The organism is Streptomyces sp. A1277, assembly GCF_004795015.1.
Lineage (GTDB): Bacteria > Actinomycetota > Actinomycetes > Streptomycetales > Streptomycetaceae > Streptomyces.
Genome location: NZ_SSBI01000076.1, coordinates 1 through 18,742 on the forward strand (window position 1 = coordinate 1; position 18,742 = coordinate 18,742).

Consider the following 18,742-nt stretch of genomic DNA (forward strand, 5'->3'; position numbering starts at 1 on the left):
CGGGGCGGCGAACAGCTCCGTGTCGGTGACCCGCAGCTCCGCGCCGAACAGCGTCGAAAGCGCCGGGCGCGGGCGCCCCGTCTGCAGCGACACCACCTCCCGCAGCACACCCGTCAGCTGCTCGGCCATCTCCGCCGCCGAGGCGAACCGCCGGGCCGGGTCCGGGTCGGTGGCCCGCACCAGGAGCCGGTAGAACGACTCGTAGGTCCGGAACACCTCGATGTTGTCCGGGTCCGGCAGCGAGTCCACGAAGACGTTCGTGTACCCCTGGAAGTCGAAGGTGAGCACCGCCAGCGTGCGGGCCACCGTGTACAGGTCGGAGGCGACCGACGGGCCGATCTCCGCGACCTCCGGCGCCTGGTAGCCGACGGTGCCGTAGATCGCCGACTCGTCGTCGTCCATCCGGCGGACCGCGCCCATGTCGATGAGCTTGAGCTGGTCCTCGGTCTGGATCGCGTTGTCGACCTTGAAGTCGCAGTAGAGCAGGTTGCGGCTGTGCAGGTGGCCCAGCGCCTCCAGGGCCTCGATGCCGAACGCGCACGCCTGCTCGACCGGCAGCGGGTCGCGCTTCCCGGCCGGTGTGCGGCGCTCGTTGGCGATCTCCTTGAGCGCCTTGCCGCCCACGTACTCCATGACGATGTACCCGTCCAGCGAACCGGTCCGCTGGTCCAGGTGCTCGACGAAGTTGTAGATGCGCACGATGTTGGAGTGCTCGATCTCGGCGAGGAACCTGCGCTCCGAGATGGCCGCCGCCATGGCGTCCTGGTCACCCGTGTCGAGCAGGCCCTTGAGGACCACCCACCGGTCGGAGACCGCGCGGTCCACCGCCAGGTAGACCCAGCCGAGCCCGCCGTGCGCCAGGCAGCCCGCCACCTCGTACTGCCCGTGGACGACATCGCCCGCCTGGAGCTTGGGCACGAAGGAGTAGGGGTGGCCGCACTTGGTGCAGAACCCCTCGGTGCGGCCGGGCCGGTCGCCCCGGGACCGGCCCACCGACGCCCCGCAGTCCGAACGCGAACAGAACCGCTTGCGCTCGGGCACCTCCGGGTTCTCCATCACGGCGGTACGCGGATCGGGGCGCGGCACGTCCGGCACCTGCACCAGGCCGGCGCCCAGCCGGTTGCGGCCCGAGGCGTTGGTCGACCTGGCCGAGGAGCGCACCGAGACCGAGTGCGAGGCCGTCCCGCCGGACAGCGACCGCGAGAGCCGCCCCGACACCGAGCGCCGAGAGGTCGACGAACGCGACGAGGACCGCGAGGACGCCCGCGACGATGCCTGCGAACTGCTGCGGGCCGAGGAGCTGCCGCTGCCCCGGCCGCTCGCCCGCCCGCCGCCCGCGATGCCGGTCGGCGGCGAACCCACCATCCCGTCCCCGAGTTCTCGGCTTCGCTCCGACAGGGGAGACCCCACTGGTGAGACGACGGGCGCCAGACCGCACGTGTCGCAGTACAGCTCACCGCCGCCCATGTCCTCGTAACTGCCCTCGCACGCGGGGCGCTGGCACTGCGTACTCATGTTCGTTCCCCCTCTTCGCCCCGCCGCCTCGGCGGCCACGACGGTCCGTCACTCCTGCTCATGCCCGCTGCGCGCTCCCCGGGCCCGGGCCGCCTCACATGTGCCCCCGCCGGTCCTGCGGGCCGGGCGCCCCCCGGCCGCCCAGCAGGTCCAGCGCGGCGTCCTGGAAGCGCTGCACGGCCTGCGCCGCCACCCGCAGATGGCACGGGGCGCTCCACAGCATCCGGCGCGCCGCGTCGTAGCGCTCGATGAGGACCGGGTCCTCCGCCAGGCCGTGCCGGGCCACCTTCGCCTTGTACGCGTCGAGCCGGCCGCGCAGTTCCGCCCGGACGGCCAGCGGCGCCGTGACCGCCGTCAGCTGCTCCCGGGCCCGCAGCAGCTCCTCCTCCGCCTCCCGCTCCAGGGTCTCCAGGAGCGGCGAGAGGCGGTGCCAGCGGGCGTGCCTGCGGTACTCCGACGCGGTCGCCAGGCGCTCCTGGAGCACGGTCGGCGGACCGTTGACCACGGGCACCTCGGACGCGGCGATCTTGGCCAGCACCTCGCCGCGCGCCGCCCGGGCCTCGGCCAGTGTGCGGTCCGCCCGGGAGAGCACGTCGCGCAGGTGCACCAGGCGCTGTTCGGCGTCCTGCCGGACGGCGAGCACCGCCTCGACCTCGCGCCGCACCTCCTCCAGCGCCCGGGCCGCGCGGTCGTAGCGCGTGGTGTCGGGGCGCCCGCCGCCGGGTGCCGCGCTCCCGGGGCCCGGCAGCCAGAACGCCAGCGGGTCCGAGACCACCTGCGCCCGCAGCGTGGTCAGCTCCTCGACGATCGACTCCAGGTCGTCGCCGGCCGGGTGCTCCCCGGGCCGTACGCCCACCGAGTGCGCCAGCGAGTGGGTGCGGCGCAGCTCGGCGGCGAGGAGGTCTATGCGGGCGGGCATCGCCGACCACACGGCGTCGGAGGCGACGACCATGTCGAGGGCGCGCGCGTACAGCCCGTTCATCCGGGAGACCAGCTCCTCCAGCGTGAACCGCTCGGAGAGCCGCGCCGGACCGCTGACGGACGGGTCGTGTCCGGCCGCCGCGTGCGCCACGGTGACCCCCTGGCCGCGCAGCAGCTCGGTCAGGGCCGCCAGGTCGTCCCGGTTGGGGTGGCGGCGTCTGGCCCGCACCTCGCGCGCCTCGTTCAGCACGCCCGCGTACGCGTCGAAGTAGCTCCACAGCAGCGTGATCGACTGCTCGGTGACGGCCCACCGCTCCTTGGTGACACCGGTCAGCTCGGCGCCCTCCAGGAGCCGGCGCCCGGCGTGGTCCTGGAGGGCGAGGAGAGAGGTCTCGATCGCCTCGTGCTCCGCGCCGAGCCGGGCCAGCGCGCGGTCGGCCTCGTCCCGGTCCATGACCGGGCCGGGGGGCCGGGCCGCGTAGCTGGGGAAGGGGCCAGCGACGCCCATCGATCACCTCTCCGCTCTCCCTGCCGGGCGGGGCCCGGCAGGATCAGTGCTGCCACCGGCCGGCCGCAACCGCCCGGCCGCAACGCCCTAGTCCCGGTACTTCGGCGCCGGCGGCGCCTTGATTCCCGGCAGGCCGTCCGCCAGCCAGTCGCGGTACGACTTCATCCAGAGGCTGTCCGCGCCACCGGCGCGGTAGTCGACCAGCACCTTGTTGACCCGGGCCACCAGGTCGTCGGCGCCCTTCTTCGTGGCCACGCCGTAGTACTCCGTGGTGAACGGGGCCCCCTTGAGCTCCACGGCCGGGTCCTGGGCCGCCTGGCCCGCGGCCAGTGCGTTGTCCGTGACGACCGCGTCGACCTCGCCCAGCTGGAGCCGCACCAGGCAGTCCAGCTGGTTGGGGACGGTGAGCTGGTCCTCGTCGGCCGGCGTGCCGTCGTGCTTGTCCTTGAAGACCGAGCCGAACGACTCCCTCTCCAGCGCCTCGTACGCCGTGGACCCCTCGGCGGTGCAGATCCGCTTGCCGGCCAGCGAGGAGTTGAAACCGGTGATCGAGTGGTCCTCCTTCGCGGCGAGGACCTGCTGACCGGCCTGGAAGTAGGCCGTGGAGAACGAGACCTGCTCCAGCCGGGCGCAGTTGATCGTCATCGTCCGCACGACGACGTCGACCTTGTCGTTCTCCAGTGCGGCGATGCGCTGGTTGGTCGGGATCGCCCGGAAGATCACCTTGTCGCCGTCGCCCAGGACGTCCTTGGCGATGGCCCGCACCAGATCGATGTCGAAGCCTTCGAGGTTCCCGGACTCCGGGTTGCGAAAGCCCCACTGGAAGCTGTTCTGGTCCACGCCGGCGATGAGCTTGCCGCGCTGCTTGATGCGCTCGACCGCGTCGCCGTCCACCTCGGAGGGCCGCAGGCTCGCCTGCGGGTCCGTGCAGGAGTCGGCCCGGGTCTGCAAGGCGTGCGTGGCGCCCGGCCCCGTCAACGGGGGGCCGGGGACGTCGTCGCCGCCGTGGGACAGGGGCAGCACGGTCAGCGACGCCGTCAGCGCGCAGGCCGCGGCCATGGCGGTCACCCCGCCCCAGCCGCGCAGCCTGTGCAGCGGCCCGCGGCCCGTCCTCGGGTCCTTCGCTGTCATCGCTTCCCCTGTCACCGGAACTCCGAGAGCCTGCGGTTGACCCCGACGATCGCCGCGACCGCGCCCAGCACGGCCAGGACCGCCGCGCCGACGGGCAGACCGCCCAGGGCGCCGCGGCCGTCCCGCGCGGCCTCGGTGAACTCGCTCTGCTCGTGCGCGAGCGCGTCGCGCAGGGCGTCATCCACCTTCTTGAAGGACTCGCCCGTGGAGTTCTCCGCGCCGATGATCTGCTCCAGGGCGGCTTCGTAGTCGCCCGCGTCGTCGGTCTTGCGGGCGGTGCGGTGGCGGCCCTGCCACTCGGTGACCGCCTTGGCCGCCGCCGCCACCGGCTTGCCGCCCTCGGTGTCGCCGGTGTCCTCGGCGAGCTTCGCCGCCCTGCCCAGCTCATCGCCGAGCGCCTTCATGCCCGTGGTGTAGTCCGTCTCGTACTTGTCGTTCTTGCCGTCGGCGGTGAGCACCGCGCCCCGGGCGACCACCGTCAGGTTCTCGTCGGCGCGGGCCTTCAGCGAGTCGATGCGCGCCCGGTTGAGCACGTCCATGGGCTGCTGCCCGTGCGTATCGGCCGTGGCCAGGTCGGAGCGGGCCACCGTGTGCCCCACCGCCAGCCACAGCAGCAGCACCGTCGCCGCCGCCGTCGCGGCCACCAGACCGTGGTTGAACACCCGGTTAGTACGCCGGTAGTTGCGCCGCTGCGCCCAGAACAGCACCGCCAGCGCCACGATTCCGATGCCGAGCGAGAAGAACGGCCGGGCCCGCGCGGCGTGCTGGTCCCGGTCGAGCCGGCCGGTCTCCGCCGCGTACAGCCGCTCGGCGGCCGGCAGCAGCTCGCCGGACATCTGCTGGTTCGCGTACCGGAGGTAGGCGCCGCCCAGCGGCAGCCCCTGCCGGTTGGTGGCGCGGGCGCGCTCGATCAGGCCCGTGTAGCGCGGCAGCCCCTCGTTGAGCGTGGTGATCTCGCGGCCGGACTCCGTCGCGGTGTCCGTGTTCGCCGCGGCCTTCACCAGCAGCCGGGACGCCTCCTCGATGTCCTTCACATACTGCTCGTGCACCGCGCGCGGCTCCTGCGGCCCGGCCAGGAAGCCGCTCGCCGCCGCGGCGTCCGCGTCGGCCAGCGAGCGGTAGATGCCCGCCGCGTCCGCGCTGAGCGGCTGGCTGCGCTCCACCACGTCGTCGGCCGCCGCCGCCCGGTCGCTGATCTCGAACGCCGTCACCGCCCCGAACGCCACGACGAGCAGCGCCAGTACGGCCCCGATGATCTGGAGGCGGCCCGGCTCGGTGGTCGCCGCGGCACGCAGCCGCTCGGCCACGACCGCCCGGGCGCTGTGCTGCGGCGGCACGGGTGCGGCCGCCGGTGCGGGCGGCTGCTCCGGCGCGCTGTGCGGCGCCCGGAGCACACTCGGCGGGTGTGTCACTCGACCTCCCCCTCGGTCACTGACGGCGGCCCGCCCCCCGGCCGATCGGGGGACTGGTACCCGGCCAGAAGTATGGCCGCAGGGACCGGCCCCCACATCCAGAACGTCTGGATCGAGCACCGGCCCGTGAAGCGGCCGACCGTGGCCGGCCGCAGTCAACAGCATTCGATCAAGACCTGCGTCGCTGATCAAGGCGGACGACGGCACGATCCCCCGACAGACCGTCCTCCCCACCCATCAACACGTCCGGGGCGACCGATCGGTTCCCTCACGCGAAAGGCGCCCCGCCACCCGAAGGTTACGGGACGCCCCTGTGCGCCGCTGTGCTGCCGGCCCGTCAGGCGTACTGCGCCCGCAGCCTGGTGTGCACCTCGGGCGCCGCGCCCGTGTGGTCCAGGCCCAGCAGCCCGGCGCCCAGCACGGGGGACTCCTGCACCACCCGTACCACCGCCTTCGGGGCCCGCTCCGCGAGGAGACCGGCGATCCGGTCGTCCAACTGCGGGTGGCGGGCCGCCAGTACGCTGCCGCCCAGGAGCACCGGCGCCTCCTCGTCGAGCAGCCCCAGGCGGGTCAGCGCGACCGAGGCCAGCGCCACGACCTCCTCGGCCAGCCGGTCCACCAGGGCCCGCGCGACCGGGTCGCCGGCCGCGCTCGTCGCGAAGAGCACCGGCGCCAGCTCGTGCCGGCGCTCCGGCTCGATCCGGCCCAGGTGCAGCGCCTCGATCAGCGCGTACATCGAGCCGAGCCCGAAGTGGGCCGGGAGCGCACGGGCCAGCTCGGTCGGCTCGCCCCGCCCGTCCTCGGCCCGAGCGGCGAACCACATCGCCTCCTCGGACAGGCCCGAACCGCCGCCCCAGTCACCGGAGATCCGGCCGATCGCGGGAAATCGGGCGGTCCGCCCGTCCGGCACCATGCCGACGCAGTTGATCCCCGCGCCGCACACCACGGCCACCCCGCGCGGCTCGTCCACACCGGCCCGCAGGATCGCGAAGGTGTCGTTGCGCACCTCGACCGTGCGGCCCCAGCCGCGCGCGCCGATCGCCTCGGTCAGCTGCTCCTCCTCGACGGGCAGATCGGCGTTGGCGAGGCAGGCGGACACATGGGCGACCGCCCCGGTGTCCACGCCGGCCGAGGCCAGCACCCGCTCCACCGCCGCGCCGAGCACATCCACCGCCGTGCCGACACCGACCACCGGCGGCTGGAAACCGCCGCCCCGGGCCGTGGACAGCACCGTGCCGTCCGCACCGATGAGTGCCACATCGGTCTTGCTGTTCCCCGCGTCTATCGCGAGGACCGAACCGTTCACGCCCACGGGAGGTGCTCCCGGTTGTGCGCGATCAGCTTGTCGGTGAGCGCGTCGGCGTACTCGAACTGGCCGATCAGGGGGTGCGCGAGCAGCGCCTTGAACACCCGGTCGCGGCCGCCGTGCAGCGCGGCCTCCAGGGCCAGGTCCTCGTAGGCCGTGACGTTGGCGATGAGCCCCGCGTACATCGGGTCCAGGGCCGGCACCGCGAGCGGCGTCGCGCCCGAGGCGTCCACCTTCGCCTGCACCTCGATCACCGCGTCGTCCGGCAGGAACGGCAGGGTGCCCCTGTTGTACGTGTTCACCACCTGGTGCGAGGAGCCGCTGCCGCCGAGCAGCCCGGCGGCCAGGTCCACGGCCGCCTCCGAGTAGAAGGCGCCGCCGCGCTTGGCGAGCAGCGCGGGCTTCTCGGCCAGCGCCGGATCGCCGTACATCGCCAGGAGTTCCTTCTCCATGGCGGCGACCTCGGCGGCCCGCGAGGGCTTGGTGCCCATCTCGCGTACGACCTCGTCGTGCGCGTAGAAGTACCGCAGGTAGTACGAGGGGACGACGCCGAGCCGGTCCACGATCGCGCGCGGCATGTGCAGGTCGTCCGCGATGGCGTCGCCGTGCTCGGCGATCAGCCGCGGCAGCACGTCCTCGCCCTCGGGGCCGCCGAGGCGCACCCCGAGCTCCCAGGTCAGGTGGTTCAGCCCGACGTGGTCGAGGTGCACCTCGCCGGGGGTCACGTCGAGCAGCGCCGCGAACTTGCGCTGGAAGCCGATCGCCACGTTGCACAGGCCGACGGCCTTGTGGCCGGCCTGGAGCAGTGCGCGGGTGACGATGCCCACCGGGTTGGTGAAGTCGATGATCCAGGCGTCCGGGTTGGTGCGCCGGACCCGCTCGGCGATGTCCAGGACGACCGGGACGGTGCGCAGGGCCTTGGCGAGGCCGCCGGCCCCGGTGGTCTCCTGGCCGATGCAGCCGCACTCCAGCGGCCACGTCTCGTCCTGGTTGCGGGCGGCCTGGCCGCCGACGCGCAGCTGGAGCAGGACGGCGTCGGCGCCGGCCACGCCCGCGTCGACGTCCGATGTGGTGACGATGCGCCCCGGGTGGCCCTGCTTGGCGAAGATCCGCCGGGCGAGGCCGCCCACGAGTTCGAGCCGGTCGGCGGCCGGGTCGACGAGGACCAGCTCCTCGACCGGCAGCGTGTCGCGCAGCCGGGCGAATCCGTCGATCAGTTCAGGGGTGTAGGTGGACCCGCCACCCACTACTGCGAGCTTCATGAATCAGCCCTTTACTCCGGTCAGTGTGACGCCCTCGACAAATGCCTTCTGTGCGAAGAAGAAGACGACGATCACAGGGGCCATGACCAGAACGGTCGCGGCCATGGTCAGGTTCCAGTCGGTGTGGTGTGCGCCCTTGAAGGACTCAAGGCCGTAACTCAGGGTCCAGGCCCCCGGGTTCTCCGAGGCGTAGATCTGCGGGCCGAAGTAGTCGTTCCAGGCGTAGAAGAACTGGAAGAGGGCGACCGCGGCGATGCCCGGCTTGGCCATCGGCACCACGACGCGCAGCAGGGTGCGCAGTTCGCCGCAGCCGTCGACCTTCGCCGCGTCGAGGTACTCGTCGGGGATGGTCAGCAGGAACTGCCGCAGCAGGAAGATGGAGAACGCGTCACCGAAGGCCATCGGGATGATCAGCGGCCACAGCGTGCCGGACAGGTCCAGCTGCTTGGCCCAGAACAGGTACATCGGGATGACCACGACCTGCGGCGGCAGCATCATCATCGAGATGACGAGCATCAGCGACAGGTGCCGCCCGCGGAAGCGGAACTTGGCGAGCGCGTACGCCACGGGCAGCGAGGACACCACCGTCAGGACGGTGCCCACGCCCGCGTACAGCAGGGTGTTCTTCCACCAGGTCAGAAAGCCCGGGGTGTCGAACACCTTCTTGTAGTTGGCCCACTCGAAGGGGTGCGGCCACAGGTCACGGGTGAGTGCCTGCTGGTCGCTCATCAGCGAGGTGAGCAGGAGGAAGACGAACGGCAGCACGAAGAAGAGGGCGGCCGCCACGCCGAGCGAGTGCACGGCGATCCAGTGCAGCAGCGCCTTGCGGCGCGCCACGCGCTGGGCCGGAGTGACGGGGTCGCTCACCGGGCCCGCGGCCTTCGGGGTGTCGAGAACCTGCGCCACGTCACTCACCTGCCTGGATCAGTCCGCTGCGGCGCCGCATCAGCAGTGCGGTGAACGCCATGGCGAGGACGAAGAGAACGAGCGCGACCACACAGGCGGAGCCGTAGTCGAAGCGCTGGAAACCGAGGTTGTAGACCAGCTGCGGAAGCGTCAGTGTCGACTTGTCGGGATAGCCCGGTTCGAACTGCTGGCCCGAGCCGCCCATCACACCCGAGGCGACCTTCCCGGCCACCAGGGGCTGGGTGTAGTACTGCATCGTCTGGATGATGCCGGTGACCACGGCGAACATGATGATCGGCGAGATGTTCGGCAGCGTGACGTAGCGGAACCGGTGGTACGCGGTCGCCCCGTCCAGCTCCGCCGCCTCGTACTGCTCCTTGGGTACGTCGAGGAGCGCGGCCATGAAGATCACCATCAGGTCGCCCACCCCCCACACCGCGAGGGCGGTCAGCGCCGGCTTGGACCAGGTGGCGTCGGTGAACCAGCCGGGGGTCCCCATCCCGAGGTCCCCGAGGATCGAGTTGACCGGCCCGGTACCGGGGTTGAGCAGGAAGACGAAGCCCAGCGTGGCGGCGACCGGCGGCGCCAGGTACGGCAGGTAGAACAGCGTGCGGAAGACGCCCGTCCCCGTCTTGATCTTGGTGATCAGCAGCCCGACCCCGAGCCCGAAGACCACCCGGCAGGTCACCATGACCACGACCAGCCACAGCGTGTTGCGCAGCGCCGGCCAGAACAGCGGGTAGTCGTTGAAGACGAACGACCAGTTCTTCAGCCCGCTGAACTCGGGGGCGGCGAAACCGTCGTAGCTGGTGAAGGAGAAGTAGAGCGTGGAGATCAGCGGGTAGGCGAAGAAGACGCAGAACCCGATCAGCCACGGCGACATGAAGGCCGCCGTCCGAAGCGCCGACCTGCGGCGCTTCGAACGGAGTGTGTACGTGCTCATCGTGCCTGCTCTACTTCGCCTGGGCGATCGCCGCGTCGATTTCCTTCGCGGTCTTCTCCAGGCCCGCCTTGACGTCCTTCTGCTTGCCCTTCTCGACGTCGAAGCCGAGGTTCTGCAGGGAGACCAGGTAGGCGCCGCCGTTCACCGAGGGCGGGGTGGTGGTGGACTTCGGGTTCGCCGCGATGTCCAGGAAGGTCTTGAAGCGCGGGTCGTACTTCAGCTTCGGCGACTTCAGCGCGTCCAGCGTGGAGGGCACGTTGTGGATGGCGTTGGCGAAGTTCACCACCGCGTCGGTGTCGGTCGTCATGAACTTCACCAGCTCCCAGGCCGCGTTCTGCTTGCCGGAAGTGGACGCGATACCGGCGATGGTGCCGGTCAGGTAGCCCTTGCCGTAGGTGTCGGCCTCGTCGTCGGCGACGGGCATCGGGGCCACGCCGATCTCGAACTCCGGCTTGGTGTCCTCGGCCATGCCGAGCCGCCACTCGCCGTCCAGCTGCATGGCCACCTGGCCGGTGTGGAACGGGTGCTTGGCGCCCCACTCGTCACCGAAGCCGGTCCGGAACTTCTCCAGCTTCTCGTAGCCGCCGAGCGAGTCGACCAGCTTCTTCTGGTTGGTCAGCATCGCGGCGAACGCCGGGTCCTTCGCGATGTTCGCCTTGCCGTCCGCGTCGAAGTACGCCGGGTTCCAGCCGCCGAGGTAGTGCTCGGTGGTGGACTCGTAGCCGTGGTAGTTCGGCATGAAGCCCAGCTGCTGGTACGAGTCGCCCTTGGTCTTCGTCAGCTTCTTCGCGTCGGCCGCGAACTCGGACCACGTCTTCGGCGGGTCGGCGATGCCGGCCGCCTTGAACGCGTCCTTGTTGTAGTACAGGCCGTACGCGTCGCCCAGCAGCGGCACCGTGCAGCGCACCCCGTCGAACTGGGTGTACTCGTTCATCGCCTTCGGGAAGGTGGCGTCCGGGTCGATGCCGTCCTTCTTCAGGAACGGGTTGAGGTCCACGAACGCCTTCGACGAGCAGAACTTGCCCACGTTGTTCGTGGTGAACGACGAGACCACGTCCGGCGCCTTGGAACCACCGGCGCGCAGCGCCTGGTTGATCTTGTCGTCGGTCATGTTGCCGACGACTTTCACATGGATGTTGGGGTGCGCCTTCTCGAAGGCGGCGATCGTCGCCTCGATCCCCTTCACCTCGCCCGGTGCGCTCCAGCCGTGCCAGAAGGTGATGGTCGTGTCCTTGGACGCGTCATCGCTGGCACCGGAGCTGCTCTGCCCGGTACAGGCGGAGGCGAACAGGGCTATCGCGGCGGTCGCGGCGAGTGCGGCGGCCGGCTTCCGGCGGTTTCCGGACATGGTGGTGTCTCCCGGTGAAGGGGTGGGCAGGAAAGGACGGAACGTGTACGGGGAAGCGGAGGCGTGAGGGGTCAGCGCGAGGTGTCGAACACTTCGTCGCGGGTGGTGGCGAGCGCGCTCTCCAGCGCGCCGCGCAGAACGGGCCGGTGGGTGACGTCCCCGGCGATCAGCCGGGGCCTGGACGCCGCGAGCTGGGCCAGCTCGGCGGCGACCCGGCCGCGCAGCGTTTCCCCGCCGCGCGAGAACAGCTCGCCCGACAGGACCACGATCTCGGGGTCGAGCACGGCGACCATGGAGGCGAGACCGGTCGCGAGGCCGGTGGCGAACAGGTCGAGCAGCCGGCCGTACGGCCCGTCCTCGCCCCCGTCCTCCGCCACGGCTTCGGCGGCCCGGCCGACCAGGGCCGCGGCGATCTCGTGATGGGTGCCGGAGCCGCGCGCCGCCTCGTCCTCGATGCCGAGTTCCCGGGCCAGCCTGGCGAGCACCTGGGCGCCGGCCAGCTCCTGGAAGCCGCCCGCGTTCGCCTTGGTGACCTGGCGGACCAGCGGCGCCCCCGGCACCGGCAGGAAGCCGACCTCGCCGGCGCCCCCGGTGAAGCCGCGGTGCAGCCGGCCGTTGATGACGAGTGCGGCGCCCAGCCCCTCCTCGTTCCACAGCAGCACGAAGTCGTCGTGGCCCCGGGCCGCGCCGAGCCGTTGTTCGGCCACCGCGACGAGGTTCACGTCGTTCTCGTACTCCACCGGCATCGGCAGCACGGCCGCCAGCTCGTCCAGCAGGGTGGGGGAGTGCCAGCCGGGCAGGTGCGAGGCGTAGCGCAGCCGGCCCGTGCCCGGGTCGAAGGCGCCCGGCGTGCCGATGACCACCCGGTGCACGTCGGACCGGGTCAGTCCGGCGTCCTTGACCGCCCCCTCCAGCGCCCCGGTCACCTGCCGCACCACGCTGTCGGCGCGCCGGCCAGGGGTGCGCAGCTCGAACTCCCCGACCGTCTCGCCGGTCACATCGGCGACGGCGGCGACGATCCGGTGGGCGTTCACATCGAGCCCGGCCACATGGGCGGCCGAGGCGTTGACGGCGTAGAGCTGGGCGTTGGGCCCCGGGCGTCCGGCGGCGGTCCCGGTGGCCATGACGAGCCCGGCGGCTTCGAGGCGGGCCAGGAGCTGGGAGGCGGTGGGCTTGGAGAGGCCGGTGAGCTTCCCGATCCTGGTCCGCGAGAGGGGGCCGTGCTCAAGCAGCAGATCGAGGGCGGCCCGGTCGTTCATGGCGCGCAGAACGCGGGGGGTGCCCGGCGTGGTTCCGGCCATGATCTCTGCCACCTGCCCTCTGTTAGGAAAGTTTCCTATTCGGTGAGAGGACCGTAGGGCGCTCGCCACCGGGGCGTCAATGGGCGGCGCCCCGGTGGCAACCAAAGCGTTACCTGAGCAGAAGGAGAACCGGCCGGGACCCGTGCGGGCCCCGGCCGGGAGGCGTTACTTCGAGACGTTCGGCGGCGGGATCGGGGTCGCCGCCAGCGACTGCGGCGAGGTGGCCGACGCGTACGCCGAGGGGGCCGCCATCCCGGCCGTGGGGTCGCCGCCCGGGTCCTCCTCCGGGGCGCCGGTCACCATGCTGATGCCCGCCTCGTCCAGGGCCGTCTTGATGCGCCAGCGCAGCTCGCGCTCCACGCCCACGGCCTGGCCCGGCATCGTCTTCGCGCTCACCCGGACCGTCATCGAGTCCAGCAGCACGGCGTCCAGGCCCAGGATCTCCACCGGACCCCACAGGCGCTCGGTCCAGGGGTCCTCCTTGGCCATCTCCTGGGCGGCCTCGGTGATCACCGCGCGGATGCGCTCCAGGTCCTCCGCGGGCCGCACCTGCACGTCGACGCCGGCCGTGGACCAGCCCTGGCTGAGGTTGCCGATCCGCTTGACCTCGCCGTTGCGCACGTACCAGATGGCGCCGTTCTCGCCGCGCAGCTTGGTGACGCGCAGCCCCACCTCGACGACCTCGCCGGAGGCGACGCCCGCGTCGATCGTGTCGCCGACGCCGTACTGGTCCTCCAGGATCATGAAGACCCCGGACAGGAAGTCGGTGACCAGGTTGCGGGCGCCGAAGCCGAGCGCGACCCCGGCGACCCCGGCGGAGGCCAGCAGCGGGGCCAGGTTGATCTGGAAGGCGCCCAGGATCATCAGCGCCGCGGTGCCCAGGATCAGGAACGAGGACACCGAACGGAGTACCGAGCCGATCGCCTCCGAGCGCTGGCGGCGGCGCTCCGCGTTGACCAGCAGACCACCGAGCGCGGTGCCCTCGACCGCCTGGGCGCTGCGGTTCATCCGGTCTATGAACTTGGTCAGGGTACGGCGCACGGCGTGGCGCAACACGACCGCGACGGCCGCGATGAGGATGATCCGCAGGCCGGTGTTCAGCCAGGTGGACCAGTTCTCCTCCACCCAGCCCGCGGCGTTGCCGGCCTGCTGGGCGGCTTCGTCCAGCGAGCCACCGGGCTCGGGTGACGGGGCTGCGGCCAACAGGACGGACAGGGACACGGTGAAACCTCCAGGGGGGAAGCGCTGAGCGGACGAGCGCTGAACAACCACACTAACGGGGCATCGCCGGTGCTCCGTTGCCGTGATCGGGGGGAGAGACGCGGCTCACCCGGGGATACGCAAAAGGTAAGGAACCCGGCCGGGCCCCGGGCCGTGTGGCGAAGCGCACACCGGGCGCGGAGGCCGCCGGAAGCGCCTGTTCCGGGGCGTCCGCACGGCCCGTGCACCCCGGCGAGCAGAAAAATCCCTCCGGCCCGTTACCCGTACGTGGTGGCGCTTCGACCAGGCAGGAGGGGAAACTGAGATCGGATCGTCCCGGCGCGAGCCACGCGCCGCCGGCGTACAAGGAGGCATCAACCGTGCCGCATGTCCTGGTTCTCAACGCGTCGTACGAGCCGCTCGGCGTCGTACCGCTCCGCCGCGCACTCGTCCTCGTCCTCGAGAACAAGGCCATCTGTCTTGAGGAGTCCGGCGCCTTCATGCACAGCGCCACCCGTGCCGTCCCCGCCCCCAGCGTCGTCCGTCTCAAGCGGTTCGTCCGCGTCCCCTACCGGGGGCCGGTGCCGCTGACCCGGCGGGCGCTGTTCGCCCGGGACGGCGGGCGCTGCATGTACTGCGGGGCCGCCGCGACCAGCGTCGACCACGTCATTCCGCGCAGCCGCGGCGGACAGCACGCCTGGGACAACGTGGTGGCGGCCTGCCGCCGCTGCAACCACGTCAAGGCCGACCGCCATCTGCCCGAGCTCGGCTGGCGGCTGCACCAGCCGCCCGCCCCGCCGACCGGGCTCGCCTGGCGGATCATCGGCACGGGCCATCGCGACCCGCGCTGGCTGCCCTATCTGCAACCCTTCGGCGCGGACGACGCGATGGCCCGGATCGACGGCATCTCAGCCTGAGAACCCGGGCCCGCGTCGTCTCCGGAGCCCCGTCGCCGGTTGGCCGGGCGGCCGGGGCGGTCAGTCGTCCCCGGCCACCGCGTACGCCTGCACGGACCAGAGCGAGTAGCCGTACTCGGTGGCCCGCGCGTCGCCCTGGACACGGATGAAGCGGGTGTCCTTCGCGTCCATCCGTACCGACTCGTGCCCGCCCGCGCCCTCCCGGACGGTCGCGGCGGTGCGCCAGGTGCGGCCGTCGGAGGAGACCTGGACGCGGTAGCGCGCGGCGTACGCGTCCTGCCAGTCGAGCACCACCCGGCCGAGCCGGACCGGAGCGGGCAGTTCCGCCTGCCACCAGGCCCCGTCCTCGGGCGGTGAGGACCAGCGGGTCTCCGGGTCGCCGTCCGAGGCGGCGGACGCCGGGAAGTCGGAGGTCTCGTCGCCCGACGCGGAGGCGGTGGCCCCGCGCAGCAGGTCCGGGCCGGCGGTGCGCGGGTAGGCGCGGACGGTCAGGGTGGCCCGCTCGTCGCCGAAGCTGAACGGCACCTCGTACTCGCCCGCCGGGGTGTCCGCCGGCACCTCGATCTCCACCGGGACCTCGGTCCGGGTGCCGCGCGGCACCGTCGTCCGCTTCGGCACCCGCACCTCGATGCCCTCGGGGGCCTTCGCGGTCAGCCTGCCCCGCACCTCGGCCGGGCGGCGGCCGGACAGCCGGGCCCGCACCTCCTGCGGCCCGCCGCCGATCACGGCGTCCGTCTCCCCGCGCGCGAGGTCCAGCCGGGCGGCGGGCTCGTCACCGAACCACGGCACCAGCGACCGCACCTCGGGGGCCGTCCCCGCGCCGACGGACGCGCCGGCCAGCGGCGGGATGATCAGGGGCGGCGCCCCGGCGACCACGGGGGTGGCCGCCGGCCAGCTGATCCGGACCGCGTCGGCCCGCAACCCCTCGCCCGCCGCCTGGGTCCAGCCGCTCTCCGACAGCGGGCCGAGCGCGCGCCACCCCTCGCCCGGCACATGGGCCTGGAGCGTGGTGCCCGCCGCCGCCCGGGCGTCCGGCAGGGTCGTCGCGGTGACGGCCTCCAGCGGCCGGGCCCGGTCCAGGCGCACCGTGTAGCTGCCCTGGGCCTCGGTCACCTTGCCGCCCGCCCGGTCGGTGCCGGTCCAGGAGCGGGCCTCCTTGCGCGTCCGGTCCAGGAACGGGCCGAGCACGCCCTTGCCGACCGTCGCCCCGCCCGCCGCGATCTCCTCGCGCACCGGCTCCAGCGCCAGCGACGCCTGCCAGGCGGCCTCGCCGTCGCCGCGTGCCTGGGCCCGCAGCAGATCGACGGCCAGCTCACCGGCCCGGCCGTAGCGGGACAACTGCGCGGTCCAGGGCGCGACTTCGTCGCCCAGGTGACCGCCGGCCGGACCGGCCAGCTTCCCCGGGGCCTCGCGCATGTCGGTGAACGCGGCCCGCAGCCGGCTCGCCGCCCGGTCGAGGGCCTTCGCGTCGTCGCCCGCGTACGCCTTCCAGAACGCGCTGATCAGTGGCCGCAGATACGCCGACTCGGCGCCGCCCAGCACCGAACCCGCACTGTTGCCCGCCAGGGCGCGCAACGCCTCCCCGCTGCCGGTGTCCCCGCCCGCGAGGTCGTCGATGGCGGCCTCCCAGGACTCCTGGGGCCGGTACGCCCTCGGGTTCCACGCGAAGTCGGCGGACGTGAACAGCGGGATGCGGGACGCGGACGGCTGCTCCATCGCGTTGGCCAGCAGCGCCGCCGACCCGGCCGCGACCGCCGGGTCCCGCCCGGTGTACGGGCCGAGGAAGATCCGGTCCTGCGCGTAGTCGTTGACCGGGTAGTTGTCCATGGTCACCAGCGGATGGCGGAACGCGGCACGCGCCCCGGCCAGTTCGCCGCCGGTGATGGTCCTCGGCACGACCCCGACGCCGGTCCAGGCGACCTACACGTCCGGTGCCAGTCGCGCGGCGAGCGCCGTGCGGTAGTCCGTGGCCCCGTCCTGGTAGAACTCCGTCGGCATCACCGACAGCGGTTCCGCGCCCGGATGGCGCTCCGCCAGATGGCGGGCCACGCCGTTCACCACGCGGGCCTGCGCCCGGGCCGCCGCCCCGGGGCCGCTGCCGAAGGCGTCCGCGTCGGCCGAGCAGTGCCACTCGCTGTAGCTGACGTCCTGGAACTGCACCTGGAAGACCCGCACCCCCAGGTCCCACATCGCGTCGATCTTCCGGGTCAGCGCCTTCAGGTCCCGGTCCGAGGACAGGCACATGGACTGCCCCGGGGCCACCGCCCAGCCGAGCGCCACGTGCGCGGTCCGGGCCCGCTCGGCCAGCGCCCGGAACCCGGCCCGCCGGCCCTCCGGGTACGGGTCGCGCCAGCGGGCCTGCCGGTACGGGTCGTCACCCGCCGCGTAGAGGTAGCGGTTCTGCTTGGTACGCGCCAGGAAGTCGATCTGGGCGAGCCGTTCCTCCTGGCTCCACGGCTGCCCGTAGAACCCCTCGGTCAGCCCGCGCACCGCGGTGGACGGCCAGTCCCGGACGGTGGCCCCGGCGACCTTGCCGCCCCGGATCAACTGGCGCAGCGTCTGCACCCCGTGGAACAGCCCGTCCTCGCCGGCGCCGTCCAGTGCGATGGTGGCGCGCCCGGCGACCCGGCCCGTCGCGAGCCGGTAGCCGCCGGACGGCAGGTCGGCGCGGTCCGCCGCGCCCAGGGTGCGCAACGCGTCCGACGCCCCCTCGCCGCCGATCCTGAGCACGGGCCCGGCGCCCGGCAGCGCCTCGTGGACGGTCCGCACCCCCGCGTCCCGCAGGACCGTGCGCAGGGCGTCCACGGCGTACGGGTCGGCGGCCGCGTCGGCGAGAAGGGTGACGTCGCCGGTGAGGGCGACCGGCTGCCCCGCGGCCTCGATGCTCTGCGGGCGCGGCCACACGGCGGGCAGCGCGCCGTCCTGCGTACGGCCGGGGTCCGGCGCGACGGTGGCGCCGGGGCCCGCGGGGGCGGCGAGGGCGGCCGGGGCCCCGCCGGAGAGCAGTCCGCCGAGCACGGCCACGGCGACGGCCGTCGCCCGCGTCCTGCGCGTGAGCCGCATCCCTGTTCTCCCCTCGTTCCCACCACCGGCCCCCGAGCCCACCACCCCGTGCGCGAGGGTGTCAATGCGTGGGGCGATCAGTACGGAAACGCCCCGATATAGCCGGTGTGATGAGCGCGGTGGTCGCGACGGCGCGGCACGCGAAAGACAGCGCCGAATGGCCGAAAAAGGCGAACGTCTTGCGGACAACCGGCCTTCCGGGAACGGATTGTGACCCGGAACACGTTGAACTCGTTGTCGTAACGCCTGGTCTGCGGCGGTGTCCGCCGGGTAGGTCTGCTCCATCCTGTTCTCCACGGCCAGGAGGCCACCATGCCCGCCACCGCGCAGCTCCTGCTCTCCGCCCTGCCCAAACAGGCACCCGGTCCCGCCCCGCTGATCAGCGCGTCCCCCGCCACCGCGCCCGGCCCGCTCACCAGCGAAGCGCCGCTCGCCGACGCCATACCCCTGACCAGCGAGCCGCCGCTCGCCGAGGCCACCCCCCTGACCAGCGAGCCCCCGCTCGCCGTCCTCGCCCCGCTGACCAGCGAACCGGCCGCGTGGGGCACGGAGTCCCCAGGAGTCTGAATGGGCTTGTCCCGGCTCGCCGCACTGCACGGCGTCGCCACCTCCTTCTCCCCGTCCGCCGGCGTCACGGAGCCCGTCCCCGAGGGCACGGTCGTCGCCGTGCTCGGCGCGCTCGGCGTCGACGCCTCCACCCCCGAGGCGGTACGGGACGCGCTCGCCGCCGCCGAGTCGGCGGCCCGCGCCCGGGTGCTCCCCGCCACGCTGGTGGTGTGGTCCGGGGAGACCCTGCCCTCCGCCCTGACCGGTCTGCCGCCCGGCACGGAGCTGACCGTCCGGCCGGAGGAGGCCGACGCGACCTTGCCGGCCCCGATGCGGGTCCCGGACGGGGGGCCGAATCCGGCCGATCCGGGGAGCGCTCCGTCCGGGGCCGCCCCCGCCGCGCCCCGCGACGCCGAGGGCACCGCCGCCCCGGCCGCCCACCGCGACGCCGAGGGCACCGCCG

At 72.9% G+C, this 18,742-nt stretch carries 13 protein-coding genes and 2 pseudogenes; 3 read left to right on the forward strand and 12 right to left on the reverse strand.

Annotated elements, in window-relative coordinates:
- The 11 genes from E6R18_RS32655 to E6R18_RS32705 all read right to left on the reverse strand — a co-directional run.
- A partial coding sequence (locus E6R18_RS32655) for a serine/threonine protein kinase (protein WP_168712497.1) occupies positions 1-1,515 on the reverse strand: 1,515 nt, incomplete at its 3' end.
- Positions 1,516-1,609: 94 nt separating this feature from the next.
- Entirely contained in the window at positions 1,610-2,944 is a 1,335-nt protein-coding gene (locus E6R18_RS32660; RefSeq protein ID WP_136320483.1) for a hypothetical protein, read from the reverse strand.
- 87 nt (positions 2,945-3,031) lie between these two features.
- The gene (locus E6R18_RS32665; RefSeq protein ID WP_206308493.1) at positions 3,032-4,075 is read right to left on the reverse strand and encodes a glutamate ABC transporter substrate-binding protein; all 1,044 of its coding nucleotides are present in this window, start codon (positions 4,073-4,075) and stop codon (positions 3,032-3,034) included.
- 11 nt (positions 4,076-4,086) lie between these two features.
- Positions 4,087-5,412, reverse strand: coding sequence for a hypothetical protein (locus E6R18_RS32670; RefSeq protein WP_136320493.1), 1,326 nt, complete (start codon positions 5,410-5,412; stop codon positions 4,087-4,089).
- A 412-nt stretch (positions 5,413-5,824) separates the two neighbouring features.
- Positions 5,825-6,799 carry a BadF/BadG/BcrA/BcrD ATPase family protein gene (locus E6R18_RS32675; protein WP_136320484.1) on the reverse strand — a complete coding sequence of 325 codons (975 nt, stop codon included), beginning with the start codon at positions 6,797-6,799 and terminating at the stop codon, positions 5,825-5,827.
- The gene (locus E6R18_RS32680) at positions 6,790-8,055 is read right to left on the reverse strand and encodes a 6-phospho-beta-glucosidase (protein WP_136320485.1); all 1,266 of its coding nucleotides are present in this window, start codon (positions 8,053-8,055) and stop codon (positions 6,790-6,792) included. Before E6R18_RS32680 ends, E6R18_RS32675 begins: the two co-directional genes overlap by 10 nt.
- Before the next feature lie 3 nt (positions 8,056-8,058).
- The gene (locus E6R18_RS32685) at positions 8,059-8,961 is read right to left on the reverse strand and encodes a carbohydrate ABC transporter permease (RefSeq protein ID WP_136205780.1); all 903 of its coding nucleotides are present in this window, start codon (positions 8,959-8,961) and stop codon (positions 8,059-8,061) included.
- Position 8,962: 1 nt separating this feature from the next.
- Positions 8,963-9,904, reverse strand: a complete 942-nt coding sequence (locus E6R18_RS32690) for a sugar ABC transporter permease (protein ID WP_136320486.1) — start codon at positions 9,902-9,904, stop codon at positions 8,963-8,965.
- Positions 9,905-9,914: 10 nt separating this feature from the next.
- Positions 9,915-11,252, reverse strand: a complete 1,338-nt coding sequence (locus E6R18_RS32695; RefSeq protein WP_136320487.1) for an ABC transporter substrate-binding protein — start codon at positions 11,250-11,252, stop codon at positions 9,915-9,917.
- Between the two features lie 71 nt (positions 11,253-11,323).
- Positions 11,324-12,553: an ROK family transcriptional regulator gene (locus tag E6R18_RS32700; protein ID WP_136320488.1), complete on the reverse strand. Its 1,230-nt coding sequence runs from the start codon at positions 12,551-12,553 to the stop codon at positions 11,324-11,326.
- 165 nt (positions 12,554-12,718) lie between these two features.
- A complete protein-coding gene (locus tag E6R18_RS32705) occupies positions 12,719-13,774 on the reverse strand; it encodes a mechanosensitive ion channel family protein (protein ID WP_136320489.1) in 1,056 nt (351 codons plus the stop codon).
- A 359-nt stretch (positions 13,775-14,133) separates the two neighbouring features.
- On the opposite strand from E6R18_RS32705, the gene E6R18_RS32710 reads away from it, so the two are divergent.
- The gene (locus tag E6R18_RS32710; RefSeq protein ID WP_136320490.1) at positions 14,134-14,670 is read left to right on the forward strand and encodes an HNH endonuclease; all 537 of its coding nucleotides are present in this window, start codon (positions 14,134-14,136) and stop codon (positions 14,668-14,670) included.
- Positions 14,671-14,730: 60 nt separating this feature from the next.
- Here E6R18_RS32710 and E6R18_RS32715 read toward each other — a convergent pair.
- Positions 14,731-17,733, reverse strand: a pseudogene (locus E6R18_RS32715) (beta-N-acetylglucosaminidase domain-containing protein).
- A gap of 312 nt (positions 17,734-18,045) precedes the next feature.
- Between E6R18_RS32715 and E6R18_RS32720 the strand changes: the two are divergent.
- Together E6R18_RS32720 and E6R18_RS32725 are read left to right on the forward strand one after the other, a co-directional pair.
- On the forward strand, positions 18,046-18,300 hold the full coding sequence (locus tag E6R18_RS32720; protein ID WP_136320491.1) for a hypothetical protein: 255 nt from the start codon (positions 18,046-18,048) through the stop codon (positions 18,298-18,300).
- Positions 18,301-18,742: pseudogene (locus E6R18_RS32725) on the forward strand (4-alpha-glucanotransferase); the annotation flags it as partial. It abuts the gene before it with no gap.

Excerpts from the sequence above, each read along its gene's own strand:
- E6R18_RS32700 (WP_136320488.1), bottom strand. The coding sequence starts at position 12,553 with ATGGCCGGAACCACGCCGGGCACCCCCCGCGTTCTGCGCGCCATGAAC.
- E6R18_RS32665 (WP_206308493.1), bottom strand. The coding sequence starts at position 4,075 with ATGACAGCGAAGGACCCGAGGACGGGCCGCGGGCCGCTGCACAGGCTG.
- E6R18_RS32680 (WP_136320485.1), bottom strand. The coding sequence starts at position 8,055 with ATGAAGCTCGCAGTAGTGGGTGGCGGGTCCACCTACACCCCTGAACTG.
- E6R18_RS32720 (WP_136320491.1), top strand. The coding sequence starts at position 18,046 with ATGCCCGCCACCGCGCAGCTCCTGCTCTCCGCCCTGCCCAAACAGGCA.
- E6R18_RS32690 (WP_136320486.1), bottom strand. The coding sequence starts at position 9,904 with ATGAGCACGTACACACTCCGTTCGAAGCGCCGCAGGTCGGCGCTTCGG.
- E6R18_RS32695 (WP_136320487.1), bottom strand. The coding sequence starts at position 11,252 with ATGTCCGGAAACCGCCGGAAGCCGGCCGCCGCACTCGCCGCGACCGCC.
- E6R18_RS32660 (WP_136320483.1), bottom strand. The coding sequence starts at position 2,944 with ATGGGCGTCGCTGGCCCCTTCCCCAGCTACGCGGCCCGGCCCCCCGGC.